This window comes from Kitasatospora sp. NPDC058406 (genome assembly GCF_042722765.1).
Lineage (GTDB): Bacteria > Actinomycetota > Actinomycetes > Streptomycetales > Streptomycetaceae > Kitasatospora.
The window spans coordinates 42,528-59,244 of the sequence record NZ_JBHXKE010000022.1; the positions used below are offsets into that span (position 1 = coordinate 42,528).

General features: G+C 73.8%; 18 protein-coding genes. 12 read left to right on the forward strand and 6 right to left on the reverse strand.

The features are described 5' to 3' along the window. The first annotated feature begins 113 nt into the window (after window positions 1-113). Window positions 114-608, forward strand: a complete 495-nt coding sequence (locus ACFWOG_RS06985; protein ID WP_329879695.1) for a DUF1203 domain-containing protein — start codon at window positions 114-116, stop codon at window positions 606-608. A gap of 26 nt (window positions 609-634) precedes the next feature. Here the strand turns inward: ACFWOG_RS06985 and ACFWOG_RS06990 are convergent, their stop codons facing one another. Together ACFWOG_RS06990 and msrA are read right to left on the reverse strand one after the other, a co-directional pair. Continuing rightward, complete coding sequence (locus ACFWOG_RS06990) at window positions 635-1,003, reverse strand: cupin domain-containing protein (RefSeq protein WP_329948131.1); 369 nt, start codon at window positions 1,001-1,003, stop codon at window positions 635-637. Between the two features lie 118 nt (window positions 1,004-1,121). Next, window positions 1,122-1,790 (reverse strand): peptide-methionine (S)-S-oxide reductase MsrA, encoded by a 669-nt coding sequence (gene msrA / locus ACFWOG_RS06995; protein ID WP_380355543.1) that lies wholly within the window; start codon window positions 1,788-1,790, stop codon window positions 1,122-1,124. A gap of 209 nt (window positions 1,791-1,999) precedes the next feature. On the opposite strand from msrA, the gene ACFWOG_RS07000 reads away from it, so the two are divergent. Further along, window positions 2,000-3,154: a cystathionine gamma-synthase gene (locus tag ACFWOG_RS07000; RefSeq protein ID WP_380355546.1), complete on the forward strand. Its 1,155-nt coding sequence runs from the start codon at window positions 2,000-2,002 to the stop codon at window positions 3,152-3,154. Between the two features lie 19 nt (window positions 3,155-3,173). Here the strand turns inward: ACFWOG_RS07000 and ACFWOG_RS07005 are convergent, their stop codons facing one another. Then, on the reverse strand, window positions 3,174-3,653 hold the full coding sequence (locus tag ACFWOG_RS07005; protein ID WP_329879699.1) for a MarR family transcriptional regulator: 480 nt from the start codon (window positions 3,651-3,653) through the stop codon (window positions 3,174-3,176). Between the two features lie 122 nt (window positions 3,654-3,775). On the opposite strand from ACFWOG_RS07005, the gene ilvA reads away from it, so the two are divergent. From ilvA to ACFWOG_RS07020, 3 genes are all read left to right on the forward strand, one after another. Further along, on the forward strand, window positions 3,776-4,987 hold the full coding sequence (gene ilvA / locus ACFWOG_RS07010; protein WP_380355549.1) for a threonine ammonia-lyase: 1,212 nt from the start codon (window positions 3,776-3,778) through the stop codon (window positions 4,985-4,987). A 249-nt stretch (window positions 4,988-5,236) separates the two neighbouring features. Next, window positions 5,237-6,301, forward strand: a complete 1,065-nt coding sequence (locus ACFWOG_RS07015; protein ID WP_380355552.1) for an ATP-binding cassette domain-containing protein — start codon at window positions 5,237-5,239, stop codon at window positions 6,299-6,301. Window position 6,302: 1 nt separating this feature from the next. After that, window positions 6,303-7,160 (forward strand): ABC transporter permease, encoded by an 858-nt coding sequence (locus ACFWOG_RS07020; protein WP_329879702.1) that lies wholly within the window; start codon window positions 6,303-6,305, stop codon window positions 7,158-7,160. Window positions 7,161-7,301: 141 nt separating this feature from the next. On the opposite strand, the gene greA is transcribed toward ACFWOG_RS07020, so the two are convergent. Both greA and ACFWOG_RS07030 read right to left on the reverse strand, forming a co-directional pair. Further along, the gene (gene greA, locus ACFWOG_RS07025; protein ID WP_329879703.1) at window positions 7,302-7,802 is read right to left on the reverse strand and encodes a transcription elongation factor GreA; all 501 of its coding nucleotides are present in this window, start codon (window positions 7,800-7,802) and stop codon (window positions 7,302-7,304) included. 314 nt (window positions 7,803-8,116) lie between these two features. Beyond that, a complete protein-coding gene (locus ACFWOG_RS07030; RefSeq protein ID WP_329879704.1) occupies window positions 8,117-8,527 on the reverse strand; it encodes a DUF4307 domain-containing protein in 411 nt (136 codons plus the stop codon). 242 nt (window positions 8,528-8,769) lie between these two features. Here ACFWOG_RS07030 and mca point away from each other — a divergent pair, with 242 nt between their 5' ends. The 5 genes from mca to ACFWOG_RS07055 all read left to right on the forward strand — a co-directional run bounded on the left by mca (window position 8,770) and on the right by ACFWOG_RS07055 (window position 13,877). After that, entirely contained in the window at window positions 8,770-9,675 is a 906-nt protein-coding gene (gene mca, locus ACFWOG_RS07035; protein ID WP_329879705.1) for a mycothiol conjugate amidase Mca, read from the forward strand. A 49-nt stretch (window positions 9,676-9,724) separates the two neighbouring features. After that, window positions 9,725-9,916, forward strand: a complete 192-nt coding sequence (locus tag ACFWOG_RS07040) for a hypothetical protein (RefSeq protein WP_329879706.1) — start codon at window positions 9,725-9,727, stop codon at window positions 9,914-9,916. A gap of 54 nt (window positions 9,917-9,970) precedes the next feature. Then, the gene (locus tag ACFWOG_RS07045) at window positions 9,971-12,043 is read left to right on the forward strand and encodes a thioredoxin domain-containing protein (protein WP_380355559.1); all 2,073 of its coding nucleotides are present in this window, start codon (window positions 9,971-9,973) and stop codon (window positions 12,041-12,043) included. Window positions 12,044-12,097: 54 nt separating this feature from the next. After that, a complete protein-coding gene (locus ACFWOG_RS07050; protein WP_380355562.1) occupies window positions 12,098-13,021 on the forward strand; it encodes a GNAT family N-acetyltransferase in 924 nt (307 codons plus the stop codon). Window positions 13,022-13,118: 97 nt separating this feature from the next. Continuing rightward, window positions 13,119-13,877 carry a sterol desaturase family protein gene (locus tag ACFWOG_RS07055; RefSeq protein ID WP_380355565.1) on the forward strand — a complete coding sequence of 253 codons (759 nt, stop codon included), beginning with the start codon at window positions 13,119-13,121 and terminating at the stop codon, window positions 13,875-13,877. Window positions 13,878-13,887: 10 nt separating this feature from the next. Here the strand turns inward: ACFWOG_RS07055 and ACFWOG_RS07060 are convergent, their stop codons facing one another. Further along, entirely contained in the window at window positions 13,888-14,820 is a 933-nt protein-coding gene (locus ACFWOG_RS07060; RefSeq protein ID WP_380355568.1) for a hypothetical protein, read from the reverse strand. A 264-nt stretch (window positions 14,821-15,084) separates the two neighbouring features. On the opposite strand from ACFWOG_RS07060, the gene ACFWOG_RS07065 reads away from it, so the two are divergent. After that, window positions 15,085-15,741: a papain-like cysteine protease family protein gene (locus tag ACFWOG_RS07065; protein WP_380355570.1), complete on the forward strand. Its 657-nt coding sequence runs from the start codon at window positions 15,085-15,087 to the stop codon at window positions 15,739-15,741. A 9-nt stretch (window positions 15,742-15,750) separates the two neighbouring features. Beyond that, window positions 15,751-16,590 carry a hypothetical protein gene (locus ACFWOG_RS07070; RefSeq protein WP_380355573.1) on the forward strand — a complete coding sequence of 280 codons (840 nt, stop codon included), beginning with the start codon at window positions 15,751-15,753 and terminating at the stop codon, window positions 16,588-16,590. The last annotated feature ends 127 nt before the right edge of the window (window positions 16,591-16,717 follow it).

Genomic DNA, 16,717 nt, shown 5'->3' on the forward strand with positions numbered 1-16,717 from the left:
TCACGGGCCCCGCCGCAGGCCCCGTCCCGGGCGGGCCGGACCTCCCGGCGCCGCCGAACGCGACGACCGAAACCCGCCGGACCCGGCGCGGCTCCGGCGGCAGGGTGGACGGCATGACGACAACCACCACGCCCGCCCTGGCCGTCCGCCCGATCGACCCGGGCGTCCACCGCTCCCTGCTGGTCCGCGACGACGCGGGCCGCCCGCCGGTCCGGTCCGTCGACGAGACCGGCGGCGCCCCGCTGCGCTGCTGCCTGAGCAAGGGCCTGCCGGGGGACCGGATCGCCCTGGTCTCCTACGCGCCGCTGCGCCGCTGGGCCGCCGAGACGGGGGCCGAACCGGGCCCGTACGACGAGGTCGGCCCGGTCTTCGTGCACGACGGGCCGTGCGCGGGCGTCGGCGGGGACGGCTGGCCGACCGGGTTCCACGGCAGCGAGCGGGTGCTGCGCGCGTACGACCGGCGCGGGCACATCCTGGGCGGCGTGCCGGTCGTCCCGGAGACCGCCGAGGCGGGCGCGGCGGCCCTGCTCGCCGATCCGGAGGTGGCCGTGGTGCACGTCCGCGCGCTGCACTTCGGGTGCTTCATGCACGAGGTCCGGCGGGCCTGACCCGCGTCCGGGGCGCCGCGGGGTGCTCAGCCGCGCTTGGCGTAGTCGCCGAAGCCCTGCCAGTCCAGGATGACCGCCGGCTCGTCGCCCACCACCCAGGCGTCGTGGCCGGGCGGGCAGATCATGAAGTCGCCGGGGCCGAACTCGGCCTCCTCGCCGTCGTCCATGGCGATCGCCATCCGGCCGGAGACGACGTAGCCGACGTGGGCGGCCTGACAGCTGTCGGTCTGCGCGATGGGCCTGACGTGCTTCGACCACTGCCAGCCGGGCTCGAACACCCCCCGTCCGACGGCACCGCCGTCCAGGTTGACCAGGCGCACCTCTCCCTTGCCGCCCTCGAACGGGCGGACTTCCTCGGGATCGGTGTCGAAGCTTCTGCGCATGAGGCCGGCCATGAGGGGCTCCTCGGGGACGAGGCGGCCCCGCCACCAGGAGGGGTGGCGGGGCCGCCCTACTGGTCCTTCCAGTCTGCGCCCGCCGGGAGGCGGCGGAAAGCCGGAGGGACCCGCGGGCTCAGCCCTCGGTGGTCCGGGCCACGCCGATGGGGCAGCTGGCACCGGTGCCGCCGAGGCCGCAGTAGCCGTTCGGGTTCTTGGCGTCCGACAGGTACTGCTGGTGGTACGGCTCGGCGGGGTAGAACGGGCCGGCCGGGGCGATCTCGGTGGTCACCGGGCCGAGGCCGAGCGCGGTGAGCTCAGGCTGGAAGGCGTCCCGGGTGGCGGCCACGGACGCCGCCTGGGCGGGGGAGTGGGTGTAGACCGCGGACCGGTACTGGGTGCCGACGTCGTTGCCCTGGCGGTTGCCCTGGGTCGGGTCGTGCGACTCCCAGAAGGTCTTCAGCAGCTGCTCGTAGGAGATCACCGCGGGGTCGAACACCACCCGGACCGCCTCGGTGTGCCCGGTCAGGCCGCTGCACACCTCCTCGTACGTCGGGTTCGGGGTGTGGCCGCCCTGGTAGCCGACCAGCGTCGTCCAGACGCCCGGCAGGCGCCAGAACGTGCGCTCGGCGCCCCAGAAGCAGCCCAGCCCGAAGTCGGCCACCTCCAGCCCCGCCGGGTACGGGCCGGTCAGCGGGTGGCCGAGCACGGTGTGCGGCTCGCCGAGGGTGAAGGCCGGGGCCTCCCGGCCGGGGAGCGCCTGGTCGGCGGGGACGAGCGAGGTCTTGTGGCGGTTGAACAGCACGGCCTGCTCCAGCGGGTCGGGAAGGGTTGCGGACGTTCCAACGCGGACGGGACGCCGGGGATTCCGGGGGAGGCCCCGCCCGCCCCCGCCCGGCCGGGCGTGCGGCGGTCGGGCGGCGGTCGGCGGCGGTAGGGCCTGCGGCGGCCGGGCCTGCGGGGCGTCGCCGCCTTCGGGGCGGCACCCCGCCGTTCGCCGACTACGCTCGGAGCATGACCGAGCACCAGCTTCCCCAGGGCTTCGAGACTCTCGCCATCCACGCGGGTCAGGAAGCAGACCCCCAGACCGGGGCCGTCGTCACGCCGATCTACCAGGTGTCCACCTACAAGCAGGACGGGGTGGGCGGCCTGCGGGGCGGCTACGAGTACAGCCGCAGCGCCAACCCGACCCGTACCGCGCTGGAGGAGTGCCTCGCCGCGCTGGAAGGCGGCGCCCGCGGCCTCGCCTTCGCGTCCGGCCTCGCCGCCGAGGACACCCTGCTGCGGACGATCCTCAAGCCGGGCGACCACATCGTCATCCCCAACGACGCCTACGGCGGCACCTTCCGGCTCTTCGCCAAGGTGCTGACCCGCTGGGGCGTCGAGTTCTCCGTCGCCAACACCCAGGACCTGTCGACCGTCCGCGGGGCGCTGCGCCCGAACACCCGCGCGGTGTGGGTGGAGACCCCGTCCAACCCGCTGCTGGGCATCACCGACCTCGCCGCGCTGGCCGAGATCGCGCACGGCGCCGGCGCGCTGCTGGTGGTCGACAACACCTTCGCCAGCCCGTACCTGCAGCAGCCGATCGCGCTCGGCGCCGACGCGGTCGTGCACTCGACCACCAAGTACATGGGCGGCCACTCGGACGTCGTCGGCGGCGCCCTGGTGCTGGCCGACGCGGCGCTGGGCGAGGAGGTCGCGTACCACCAGAACGCGATGGGCGCGGTCTCCGGCCCGTTCGACGCCTGGCTGGTGCTGCGCGGCATCAAGACCCTCGGCGTCCGGATGGACCGGCACAGCTCCAACGCGGAGAAGGTCGCCGAGCTGCTGGCCGGCCACCCCAAGGTCAGCCAGGTGCTCTACCCGGGCCTGCCCGAGCACCCCGGCCACGACATCGCCGCGAAGCAGATGAAGGCGTTCGGCGGCATGGTGTCGTTCCGCGTCCACGGCGGCGAGGAGGCGGCGGTCGAGGTCTGCAACCGGACCGAGCTGTTCACCCTCGGCGAGTCGCTGGGCGGCGTGGAGTCGCTGATCGAGCACCCCGGCCGGATGACCCACGCCTCGGTGGCCGGTTCGGCCCTGGAGGTGCCGGCGGACCTGGTGCGCGTCTCGGTCGGCATCGAGTCGATCGACGACCTGCTGGCCGACCTCACGCGGGCGCTGGGCTGAACTCCCGGCCCGAGTACGCCTAGGCGCTCTGCCGGCCCGCCGAGTACGACTCCATCGAGTGGTTGAAGCGGGCCAGCAGGGCGCAGAACTCGCGCTGTTCCTCCAGTGGCCAGTCGGCCACCAGCTGTCGGGTCAACTCGGCCCGGCCGGCGCGGACTTCGGCCAGCCGGTCGGAGCCGAGCGGGGTCAGCGCGAGCCGGACGGCGCGCCGGTCGGCCGGGTCCTGGACCCGGCCGACCAGGCCGGCCGCCACCAGCGGGGCGACCTGCCGGGTGACGGTGGAGGAGTCGACGCCGAGCGCGTCGGCCAGGGCCTTGACGTTGGCGGGCCCGACCCGCTCCAGGCGTTCCAGCAGCAGGTAGGCGGCCCGGACCAGGGCGGCCACTCCGTCGGAGCCGCGGACCTGCTCCATCCTGCGGGCGAACACCGCGAGCTGGTACTGCAGTTGGGTGTGCACGGGGTCGGTGAGGTCGGTGGCCTGGGGCGAGGTCGTCGTCATCGCGGCTCACGATCGTCGTGCGGTGAGAGAGGCTCAGAACCAGCAGCGTACGCGGGCCGGGCGGGCCCGGGAACAGGTCCGACGTCCCCGGGTGGTCCTCCACCAAGGCATACGCTGCTGTCATGCACAGCTGGCCGATCACCCTCGACGACGTCCGCGGCGCCCAGAAGATGCTCGTCGGGGTAGCCCGGGTGACGCCGATGGAGGGCAGCCGGCACCTGTCCGCACTGGTCGGCGCGCCGGTCCACCTGAAGTGCGAGAACCTCCAGCGGACCGGCTCCTTCAAGCTGCGCGGGGCGTACGTGCGGATCGCGGGTCTCTCGCCGGTGCAGCGGGCCGGCGGGGTGGTCGCGGCGAGCGCCGGGAACCACGCCCAGGGGGTGGCGCTGGCGGCCTCGCTGCTCGGGGTCCGCTCCACGGTCTTCATGCCGGTGGCCGCGCCGCTGCCCAAGGTCGCCGCGACCCGCGAGTACGGCGCCGAGGTCCGGTTGCACGGCGCCACCGTGGACGAGGCGCTGCAGGCCGCGCAGCGGTACGCGGACGCGGGCGGCGCGGTGTTCATCCACCCCTTCGACCACCGGGACATCGTCATCGGGCAGGCCACCGTCGGGCTGGAGATCCTGGAGCAGTGCCCGGAGGTGCGCACCATCCTGGTCGGGGTGGGCGGGGGCGGTCTGCTGGCCGGGATCGCGGCGGCGGTCAAGCCGCTGCGGCCGGACGTGCGGGTGATCGGGGTGCAGGCGGCCGGCGCGGCCGCGTACCCGCCCTCGCTGGCGGCCGGACGCCCCGTCTCGCTGGAGCGGTTCGCCACCATGGCGGACGGGATCATGGTCGGTCGGCCCGGGGACATCCCCTTCGAGATCGTCAACACCCTGGCGGACGGCATCCGGACGGTCTCCGAGGACTCGCTCTCGCGGGCGCTGCTGCTGGGCCTGGAGCGGCTGAAACTGGTGGTGGAGCCGGCCGGGGCGAGTCCGGTGGCGGCGCTGCTGGAGCAGCCGGGTTCCTTCGAGGGGCCGGTGGTGGCGGTGCTCTCCGGGGGCAACATCGACCCGCAGCTGATGCAGCGGGTGCTGCGGCACGGGCTGGCGGCGGCCGGCCGCTACCTGTCGCTGCGGGTGCGGCTGGCGGACAAGCCGGGCGCGCTGGCGGACCTGCTGGGGGTGCTGACGAAGGTCGACGCCAACGTGCTGGACGTGGCGCACGTGCGGGTCGACCCGCAGCTCGGGCTGACCGAGGTCGAGGTGGACCTCCACCTGGAGACGAAGGGGCCGGAGCACTGCGCGGCGGTGCTCGGCGAGCTGCGGGACGCGGGGTTCGTGGTCTCCCGCTAGGCGGGGTGCGGGTGCGGGGTGCCCGGGCAGGGGGGTGGGGCCCGGGTGGGGTTCCCGTGGGGCTCCCGTTGTCAGTGGTGCGTGTCACCATGGCGGAGCGAATTCCCTTGCGCGATATATCGCGTTCTGCAAAACTCGCGATACATCGCGTCTTGTTGCCGTGCAGGCGAGAACCGAGTCGCTTGCGTGCCCTCATTCGGGGCAAAGTGGGACAGAACCGCTCAACCGTCCAAGGAGATGAGGCAGGCCATGGCGCCAGCCATCCAAGCCGAGAACCTGGTGAAGACCTTCGGCGACGTACGAGCCCTGGACGGCGTCAGCCTCGACGTCCCCGAGGGCACGGTGCTCGGGCTGCTCGGCCCGAACGGCGCCGGGAAGACCACCACCGTGCGCATCCTTACCACCCTGCTCCGCCCCGACTCCGGCCGTGCCGTGGTCGCCGGGGTCGACGTCCTCAAGCACCCCAACGAGGTCCGCAGCCTGATCGGCCTCTCCGGCCAGTACGCCGCGGTCGACGAGTACCTCACCGGCTTCGAGAACCTCCAGATGGTCGGTGAGCTCTACCAGATGACCGCCCGCGAGGCGAAGGTCCGGGCGCTCGAACTGCTGGAGTGGTTCAACCTCACCGAGGCCAAGGACCGGACCGCCAAGACCTACTCCGGCGGCATGCGCCGCCGGCTCGACCTCGCCGCGGCCCTCGTGGTCCGCCCCCCGGTGATGTTCCTGGACGAGCCGACCACCGGCCTCGACCCGCGCAACCGGCTCGCCCTGTGGGAGGTCATCGAGACCCTGGTCGACCAGGGCACCACGCTGCTGCTCACCACCCAGTACCTGGAGGAGGCCGACCGCCTCGCCCACGACATCGCCGTGGTCGACCACGGACGGGTGATCGCGCGCGGGACGGCCGACCAGCTCAAGGCGCAGATCGGCGGCGAGCGGATCGAGGTCGTGGTGCACCGGCCCGACCTGGTCGCCGACGCGCTCGCCGCGCTCTCCGGGTACGCCCAGGGCGAGCCGACCGTGGAGCGCAACACCCGCAGGATCACCGTCCCGGTCAGCGGCGGCGCCCGGGTGCTCGCGGACGTGATCCGCGAGCTGGACACCCGCTCGATCGAGATCGACGACATCGGCCTGCGCCGTCCGACCCTGGACGACGTCTTCCTCTCGCTCACCGGCCACGCCACCGAGGCCGAGAGTGAGGAGAACGGCGCCGCGGGCAAGGGCGGGGCCGGCCACGGCAAGGGCCGCGGCGGACCGGCCGGGAGCGGCCCGGGCGCCGACAAGCAGGCCGTCACGGCCGGCAAGGAGCTGTGAGATGACGACGGCCACCCAGCACGCCATCGGCGGGGCGGTACCCAAACAGCGCCGCGGAGCGGCCGCCACCCTGCACGACTCCTGGGTGGTGGCGAAGCGCAACCTGCGGCGGATGTCCCGGATACCCGAGATCGTGGTGTTCGGCCTGATGCAGCCGGTGATGTTCGTCCTGCTGTTCTCGTACGTCATGGGCGGGGCGATCCAGATCCCCGGGACGCAGTCCAGCTCCTCGACGTACATCCAGTTCCTGATGGCCGGCATCTTCGCCCAGACGGTCACCTTCGCGACGGCCGGCGCCTCCGCCGGCATCGCCGAGGACATGTCCAAGGGCCTGGTCGACCGGTTCCGCTCGCTGCCGATGGCCCGCTCGGCGGTCCTGGTCGGCCGGACCCTGGCGGACCTCGTCCAGACCGCGTTCACGCTGGTGGTGCTCGCGCTGGTGGCGCTCCTGGTGGGCTGGCGGATCCACGAGGGCCTGCTGTCCGCGCTGGCCGCGTTCGGACTGCTGCTCCTGCTCGGCTACGCCTTCTCCTGGATCGGCGCACTGATCGGTCTCTCGGTGCGCAGCCCCGAGGCGGCCACCTCGGCCGGGCTGATCTGGCTCTTCCCGCTGACCTTCATCTCGAACGCCTTCGTGCCGGTCAGCTCGATGCCCGGCTGGCTGCAGGGGATCGCCTACTGGAACCCGTTCAGCGCCACGGTGCAGGCCTGCCGGAACCTCTTCGGCAACCAGGTGGGCCCGGTGGACGACGCCTGGCCGATGCAGCACGCGGAACTGATGTCGGTGCTCTGGTCGCTGGCGATCATCGCGGCGTTCTCGTGGCTGTCGGTGCGCAAGTACCGCTCGGCCGTGGGCTGACCCGCGGCGCGGCCCGTGGGCGGGTACGCGCGAGGGCGGCCGTGGCTCGTGCCACGGCCGCCCTCGTCGGCGTTCTGCGGGGGTCGGCCGGCGCCGGTCGGACGGGTGGTCCGGTCCCGGGGCCGATGCCGGTCGGAAGGGTCAGCCGGCGTAGGGCTTGACCTCGACGATCTTGACCATGGCCCGCTTGCCGTTCGGCAGCTCGTAGGTCGCCTCGTCGCCGATCGTCTTGCCGTCGATCGCGCGGCCCAGCGGGGACTGCGGCGAGTAGATCTCCAGGTCGTCGTCGCCGGCCACCTCGCGCGAGCCGAGCAGGAACTTCATGGTGTCGTCCGTGTCGCCGTCGAAGGCGACCGTCACGACCATGCCCGGAGCCACCACACCCGAGTCGGCCGGAGCCTCGCCGACCTTGGCGCGCTCCAGCAGCTGGGTGAGCTGGCGGATGCGCAGCTCGTACTTGCCCTGCTCCTCCTTGGCCGCGTGGTAGCCGGCGTTCTCCTTGAGGTCACCCTCTTCGCGCGCCGCCTCGATCTTCTGGGCGATCTCGATGCGCCAGGGGCCGGTCAGGTGGTCCAGCTCGGCCTTGAGCTGGTCGTAGCCGGACTGAGTGAGCCAGGTCACGTTCTCGCTGGTCTGGGTCACGGGTGCTCCTCGTAGGTGCTGGGGCTGTGCTGAGGGTGTGAGTCGTCAGCGCGTCTGGTGGTGCTGATATCGGTCTTAACTACAAAGCAACGCCCGCTCCCGTACCAGCTGGTGCGGAAGGGGCGAAACCACGAGCCTAACAACTCCCACCGACAAGCGGGAGGGCCGTTGGCGCGTCATTGACGACGACATTGCGCCGAGATGTACAGCAGCGGTGCGCGACTCCTCTACGGATGCCCGCTCTCCAGATCGAATATGCGCTCCGGGTGGCCGTCGCCGCCAGTGACTACCGGGGGCCGGCCCTCCGCGGGCGGCTACGCGGGGGTGCAGCCGAGGAGCTCGGCGGTGGTGCCGCGGGAGGTGGTCCGCAGACTGACCACCGCGTCGTAGCCGGAGCCGTCCGCCGGTACCGGGAAGTCGGCCACCCCGACCACCGCGCCGTTCTCGCCCTGCGAGCGGACGGTGCAGCTGCCCGCGGTGCCGTCGCTCTTGCGCACCGACAGGTGCAGCTGCATCTCGACGTCGGAGACCGCCTCGAAGGACGGCACGGCGCCGTTGATCTTCGTCTCGCGGATCAGGTACGAGGCTCCCAGCCACGTGACCAGGCCCAGCGCCAGCACTCCGCAGACCGCGCCGATCACCTTGAGCCGCCGGTCCGCCTCGCGGTCGCCGCGCCGTCCGTAGCGCCCCTCGGGCAGCTGCGGCGTCCTGGTGCCTGCGGTCATCGGGCTCAGTCCTCTCGTGGGGAGGGGGCCGCGCGGGTGGTGCGGGGGAATGCGGTGCTCCTCCAGTCCGTCACTATAGGAGGGGCACGCCCACGGCCGGTCCGGCGGGGGCGGGGCTCGGCCGTGTCGGCGACAGGTGCGGCGGCCGGTCCCGCGGTGACGCGGTCCCGTACCGAGCGGCTCAGACGGTGGGCAGACCGGCTTGCGCGGGACGCCCAGACATTGTGGAAGGAACGCACGCGTTGACTGAGCAGTTGCGACTGATGGCGGTGCACGCCCACCCGGACGACGAGTCCAGCAAGGGCGCGGCGACCATGGCCATGTACGTCGACCAGGGGGTGGACGTGCTCGTGGCCACCTGCACGGGAGGGGAACGCGGGTCGGTTCTCAACCCCAAGCTGCAGGGCCGGCCGGAGATCGAGGAGAACATCCACGAGGTCCGGGCCAAGGAGATGGACGAGGCCCGCGCGATCCTCGGGGTCAAGCAGGCCTGGCTGGGCTTCGTGGACTCGGGCCTGCCGGAGGGCGACCCGCTGCCCCCGCTCCCCGAGGGGTGCTTCGCCCTCCAGGACGTCAAGGACGCGGCCGAACCGCTGGTCCGCCTGATCCGGGAGTTCAAGCCGCAGGTCATCACGACCTACGACGAGAACGGCGGCTACCCGCACCCCGACCACATCATGACCCACAAGATCACCATGCTGGCCTTCGAGGCCGCGGGGGACCCGGACGCCTACCCGGACGCCGGTGAGCCCTGGCAGCCGCTGAAGGTCTACTACAACCACGGCTTCCCGATGGGCCGGATCCGCGCGCTCCACCAGTACCTCTCCGAGAACGGCCACGAGTCCCCCTACGGCGAGTGGATCGCCGGCTGGGAGAAGAGCGGCCGCAAGGAGCGCGAGATCACCACCCGGGTCCGCTGCGACGACTGGTTCGAGACCCGGGACCGCGCGCTGATCGCGCACGCCACCCAGATCGACCCGGACGGCCCCTGGTTCCGCGTCCCGCTGGAGGTCCAGCGCGAGGTCTGGCCCACGGAGGACTACGAGCTCGCCCGTACCCTCATCGACGTGGACCTCCCGGAGGACGACCTGTTCGCCGGCCTTCGCACGCCCAGCCTGACGGCCGAATCGGCCGACACGCGCGACTGAACCACCCCCCGACGGCCCGGCTCCCCGTGAGCCGGGCCACCATAGAGATATGAGCGCCTCCGTGAACCTCACCCACCTCGCCGCCGAGCTCGCCGTCGACGACGCCAAGGTCACCCCCGGCCTGCTGGGCTTCGTGGTCTTCGCCGTCCTCGGCGTGGCCACCTGGTTCCTGGCCAAGTCGATGAACCGACAGTTCAAGAAGGTCGACTTCGTCGAGCAGCCGGAGGCCTCGAAGGAGTGAGTCCGGCGCCCGTCCGCGCGCCGGTGCGCCGGCCCGATGCGCAAGGATGGGGGCATGCCTAACCGCCTCGCCGACGCGACGTCCCCGTACCTGCTCCAGCACGCCGGGAACCCCGTGGACTGGTGGCCGTGGGGCCCCGAGGCGTTCGAGGAGGCCCGCCGCCGCGGCGTGCCGGTCCTGCTGAGCGTCGGGTACGCCGCCTGCCACTGGTGCCACGTGATGGCGCACGAGTCCTTCGAGGACGAGGGCGTCGCGGCGTACGCCAACGAGCGGTTCGTGGCCGTGAAGGTCGACCGCGAGGAGCGGCCGGACGTCGACGCCGTGTACATGGAGGCGGTGCAGGCGGCGACCGGGCAGGGCGGCTGGCCGATGACCGTCTTCCTGACCCCCGACAAGGAGCCGTTCTACTTCGGCACCTACTTCCCGCCCGAGCCGCGGCACGGCATGCCGTCCTTCCGGCAGGTGCTGGAAGGCGTGCACGCGGCCTGGTGGGACCGGCGTGACGAGGTCGGCGAGGTCGCCGCCCGGATCCGGGCCGACCTCTCCGAGCGGGCGTCGGTGTACGCGGTCGGCAGCGGCGTGCACCAGCCGCCGGGGGAGACCGGCCTGCACGAGGCGCTGGTCGCGCTCAGCCGTGACTTCGACGAACGGCGCGGCGGGTTCGGAGGGGCACCCAAGTTCCCGCCGGCCATGGTCGTCGAGTACCTGCTGCGCCACCACGCCCGGACCGGTTCGGAGGCGGCGCTGGAGATGGCCGTCCGCACCGGCGAGGCGATGGCCCGCGGCGGCATCCACGACCAGCTCGGCGGCGGGTTCGCCCGGTACGCGGTGGACGCCGACTGGGTCGTCCCCCACTTCGAGAAGATGCTGTACGACAACGCGCTGCTGCTCCGCGCCTACCTGCACCTGTGGCGGGCCACCGGCTCCCCGCTCGCCCGCCGCACCGCACTGACCACCGCGGACTTCCTGCTGCGCGAACTGCGCACCCCCGAGGGCGCGTTCGCCTCCGCGCTGGACGCGGACAGCACGGACCCGGCGACCGGCCGCTCGGTCGAGGGGGCGTACTACGTGTGGACGCCCGCCCAGCTGGCCGAGGTGCTGGGGGACGCGGACGGCGGGTACGCCGCCGAGCTGTTCGAGGTGACCGGCGCGGGGACCTTCGAGCACGGGGCCTCGGTGCTCCAGCTGCTCGCCGACCCGGCGGACGACGCCGCCCACGAGCGCGTCCGGTCCCGGCTGTTCGAGGCGCGGGCCGCCCGGCCCGCACCCGCCCGGGACGACAAGGTGGTCGCCGCCTGGAACGGGCTGGCCGTCGCCGCCCTCGCCGAGACGGGCGCCCTGCTGGACCGGCCCGACCTCGTCGAGGCCGCCGAGCGTGCCGCCGACCTGCTGCTCGCCGTTCACCTCACCCCCGACGGCCGGCTGCTGCGCACCTCGCGCGACGGCCGCCCGGGTCCGAACGCGGGCGTGCTGGAGGACTACGCCGACACCGCCGAGGGCTTCCTCGCCCTGTTCGCCGTGACCGGTGAGGCCGGGTGGCTCCAGCTGGCCGGCGGGCTGCTGGACACCGTGCTCAAGCACTTCGCCGACGGGACCACCGGGGCGCTGTTCGACACCGCCGACGACGCCGAGGAGCTGATCCGGCGTCCGCAGGACCCGACCGACAACGCCACCCCGTCCGGCTGGACCGCCGCCGCCAACGCCCTGCTCACCTACGCCGCGTACACCGGTTCGGCACGTCACCGGACCGCGGCCGAGCGGGCGCTCGGCATCGTCGGCGCACTCGCCCCGCGCGCTCCCCGCTTCATCGGCTGGGGCCTGGCCGCCGCCGAGGCCCTGGCCGACGGGCCGCGCGAGGTGGCCGTGATCGGGTCGGCCGGCGACCCGGCCACCGCCGCGCTGCACCGGGTCGCCCTGCTGGGTACCGCACCCGGCGCGGTGGTCGCGCTCGGCGAGCCGGGAGCGGGCAGCGACGAGGTGCCGCTGCTGGCCGACCGACCGCTGGTGGGCGGGGCGCCGGCCGCGTACGTCTGCCGGCACTTCGTCTGCGACGCGCCGACCACCGACCCCGCGGTGCTGGCGGAGCGGCTGGGCGCGACGGCGGAGGCGGGCGGCGCGCCCTCCTGACCGTGCCCCGGAAATCGGGTGGTGCGCGGACGAAAGGGCGGGCGAAGATGGTCCATGGCCTGGACCCTGAGCACCTCCGTCGACGAGTTCCACACCCGCGCGGGCGGGTTCCTCGCCGCGAGCCCGGCCCGGAACACCGTGCTGCTCACCGTGACGGACCGGCTGAGGGAGCGCGGTCCGCGCTACTACGGCGAGGACGCGCCGGTCTTCGGCTGGTGGTGCCCCGAGCCCGGCGGGCCGGTCGGCGGGGCCTTCCTGCGAACGCCCCCGTTCGGACTGCGGCTCGGGGAGATGCCGGTGTCGGCGGCCGGCGAGCTGGCGGCCGAACTCGCCGCCGCCCGGACCGGAGCGGGGGCGGCGGTAGGGGCTGCGGTCGGGGCCGGTTCGGCGGACGTCGTCGAGGTCGCCGGGAGTGACGCGGCCGTGGCGGCGTTCTCCGCGGCCTGGCAGGCCGCCACCGGCGCCACCGGGTCCGTCCGGACCAGGGAGCGGCTCTACCGGCTCGGCGAGCCGACCGAACCGCCGCGTCCGCCGGCCGGCGGCGCCAGGCTCGCCGACCCGTCGGACCGGCAGCTGGTGATCGAGTGGCTCGGACGGTTCGTGGTCGAGGCCCGGCTGGTGGCCTCCGGCGTCGCGACGCTCGCCGACGACCGGATCGCCGCCCGGCAGCTCCACCTCTGGGAGGACGGGGGGCGCCCGGTGGCGCTCGCCGGGCACAGTGCGGTGATCGCCGGGATGTCCCGGATCGGCCCGGTCTACACGCCGGGCGACCACCGCGGACGCGGCTACGGGAGCGGGGTCACGGCGGCGGCCTCGGCCCACGCGCTGGGGCTCGGTGCGACGGAGGTGCTGCTGTACACCGACCTCGCCAATCCGACGAGCAACTCGATCTACCAGCAGATCGGCTACCGGCCGGTGGAGGACTGCACCGTGCTGGAGTTCCGGGGCCGGGCGGCCCGGCGGGCCCGCGTAGCCTGAGCGGCGCCGCCGGCCGGTGCGGACGGGGGAACCGCCCGTCCCGGGCCGGCGTCCGATCCGGACGGGGCGGCCGCCACGGCCGCCGGGGGAGGTGGCCGTGACGGTGGACGGGTTGCTCGAACGGGCGGGCCGGCTGGGCCCGGGGGAGGTGGTGGCCGGCGCGCTGGCCGGCAACCTCGCCCTGTTCGCGGTGGCGCTGGTCGCCGGGAGCCTGCTGGTCCGCCGCTTCGGCGACCGGCGGGTGGCGCCGGCGCCCCCGCCGCCGGACCGCCGCGAGTGGCTGCTGACGGCCACCGCCGTCCTTCTCAACTCCGGTGTGGGAGTGGCCGGCTGGGCACTCTGGCGGCACGGTCTGCTGCGGCTCTCGGCGGACACCGGTCTGCGGGCGGTGGCCGAGCTGCTGCTGTTCTCCCTGGTGATGGACGCCCTGATGTACGCGGGCCACTGGCTCGCCCACCGTCGCCGGCTCTACCGGCTGGCCCACGAACTGCACCACCGCTACCCGGACCCTCGCCCGTCCACGCTCTTCGTCCTGCACCCCCTGGAGGTGCTGGGCTTCGGCGGTACCTGGCTCGCGGTGCTCTGCCTCCGGGAGATCTCCGCCCTGGCGCTGGCCGGGTACGTCGTGGTCAACCTGGTCTTCGGCCTGCTCGGCCACCTGGGCGTGGAGCCGTTCCCGGCCCGGGCCCGGCGGCTCGCGGTGTTCCGCTGGGTGGCGCTGCCGATGTTCCACGCGGGCCACCACGTCGACCCCGGGGTCAACCTGGGCTTCTACACCACCGTCTGGGACCGGCTGTTCGGCACCATCGACCCCGCCTACGACACCCGCCGCACGGCGGAGAACCCGGCGCCGTGAAGGGAGGCGGCTACTCCCAGTCCCACCGGATGCCCAGCAGGCACGGCCGGAGCGCGGTGGCCACCAGATGGACGCAGCGGTGGCCGTCGAGCGTCAACTCCTCGCTCTCGTAGGACTTCTCGCCCGGGGCGCGGCGGGCGAAGCGGCGGCAGCGGACGGGGAGCGCGGCGGGGTGGAAGGTGATCTGGAGGACGTACTGCCCGGCCCCGGAGTTGAAGTCCCGGACGTACTCGCAGCTGGGCGTGGGTGACGGCGCGTCGTCGAAGCCGTAGCCGAGGAGGTGGGTGTCACCGGCCCGGAGCCGGCGGTCGAGGAGGAGTTCGGCGACCAGCAGGTCGTGGGTCTGGTCGCGCCGGATCCGGCCCGGGCGGCAGTTCTCCTCGGCCCTGACCCCGACCCGGGTGATGTCGCTGCCGGGGTCGCCCTGGTGGATGGCGAGGTAGCGGTCGATGCCGTCGCGGTGGGCGCGCAGGGCGTGCTGGGAGTCGCGGCGGACCAGCTGGCGGTCGGCGCCGATCCGGATCCGCTCGATGTGGGTGATGGTGTGCAGCCCCGTGTCGCGCGGTCCGGCGATGGTGGCGAGCAGGTCGTCGACGGCGGCGGCCGGGGCGATCAGGTCGCGGTAGGGGCGGACGGGAGGGCCGGCCGGGCCGTCGGGGGTGGTGCGCCGAGGTCCGAGCAGCCGGGTGAGCGAGTGCTCGGGGAGGTCCAGGACGTCCTCCAACGCTCGTACCGCGCGCAGGGATTCGGCCCGTTCGGGGCGCCGGTGGCCCTGCTGCCAGTAGCTGAGGCTGGTGACCCCGATGTGGACGCCGCGCAGGGCGAGGTGTTCGCGGACGCGGTGCAGGGCGAGGCCGCGGGTGGTGATCGCGGTCCGCAGGGCGAGGTGGAACGGGCCGGTGCGCAGGGCGGTGGCGAGGTCGGGGTGGTCGGTCCGCTGCATGGCGGCCTCCTCGGGTGGCGGACGGGGCGGGTCCGGCTGGTCGTGAATATTCACATGTGGAAGGGGGTTTGTCACCGGTCGGGGCGTTCCGGGCGGGGGTTGCGGGGCGGCGTTCACACCGGGAACGGGACCGTTCACACCCGGGTCGGCGGACCGCCGGGGGCGTTGACCGGCCATGTCAACGGCGCGATGCTCATGGCGCGGATCCGGACCGCACCCCCACAGCTCTCGACTCCTCTGCCTGTCGCAAGGAGGAAATCCCCCATGTCAGTTCCACGGACACGCCTGCGCCGCGCCGTCGCGGTGCTCGCGCTCGGCGTCCTCGGTCCGGCGTTCAGCGTCGCGGCCGTCACCCCGGCCCAGGCCACCCCCACGGCCCTCGCCGGGACCGACCAGATCCGGCCCGCCGCCGCGCCGGGTGCCACGGCCGACCTGGCCGGCACCTTCAAGAAGCTCAACATCACCATGCAGCAGCAACAGCAGACCAACTGGTGCTGGGCGGCGAGCGGCAACACCATCGCGACCTGGTACGGCTACACCTACAGCCAGAACCAGTTCTGCAACGCCGCGTTCGGCCGCTCGGCGAACTCCAGCTGCCCCAACAACCAGGCCACCCTGGGCGACGTGCAGACCGGCCTGCGCTGGGTCGGCATCAACCCGGGCTCCTACGTCACCGGCTACCTGCGCTACAGCACGGTGCAGACGGAGGTGAACGCCAACCGGCCGATCGAGACCCGGATCCAGTGGAGCTCGGGCGGCGGCCACATGCACGTGGTCTACGGGTTCGACACCTCCAACAACTGGGTCTACTGGGGCGACCCGTGGCCGTCCAACACCCGTTACAACTGGGCGGACTACAACTACTACGTGTCGAACGGCACGTTCTCCTGGACCCACTCCCTGTACCGGATCGGCGCGTGAGGGGCGACCATGACCAGCATCCGTAACGTCGCCGCCGGCGTCCTGCTGGCGGCCGGGATCGGCCTGGCCGTCGCTCCGGCGGCGTCCGCGGCAGAGCCCGCACAGGGCCCCGCTCCCGTCTCCGCCGCCGAGCTGGCCCAGGCCAGGAGCGCGGTGCAGAGCCCCGCCGTGCTCGACCAGTTGGGGCGCTTCTTCGCCCGCAAGGGCGTCCCGCCGACCAAGCAGCTCACCATCGGCGCCGCCGAGGAGGCGCGGGCCGCGAGTGCGGCGGCCCCGCGGCTGACCGGCGAGACCGTGCCGGTCTACACCCTGGACGCGGCGTTCGTGGCCGGCACCCCGGGTGCGGCCGTGGCCAGGGCGGAGTTCACCGCGAGCCGGGTGGTCTCGACCGACGGGCAGGTCGCCTCGGTCTGGACCGTGAAGGAGGGCAGCGCCTGGCGGGTCGTCAACATCGCCTCCGGCGGGGACGAGAACGACTACGCGGCGCAGGCCGCGAGCACCGGCGGCGGGACGGCGTTCCGCGAGCCGCAGCTCAACGCCTGGTACGTGCTGCGGGACGGCCGGGTGCTCCCGCTGGACGACGAGGCCCGCGGCTCGGTGGGCGACTCCGGGGTGACCCTGGCGGCGTACCGGCAGCTGGTCCGGGAGCGGTACGGCGACAAACTGCCCGGCTCGGCGTACGACCGGGCGGGCAAGGGCGGCGGCTACCGCCCGGACGCGGCCGGTGAGCCGGCCGGGAGCGGCGGGAGCGTGCTGCCCGCCGCGACGGCGACCGCGGCCCTGAGCGTCACCGCTGTCGCGGGCGCGGGCCTCGCGTTGCGGCGGCGGGTGGGAGTCCGGCGCGGGTAGCGCCGGACCGAGGCGGCGGGGCCCGGCACGGCGACCGGGCCCCCCCGCAGGTCCGGGCCCCGCCCGCCCCGGTAGCGGGGTTGGGCGCCCGGCGGTAGTCCCGGCGGCAATTGAAGGGGGGAGCCGC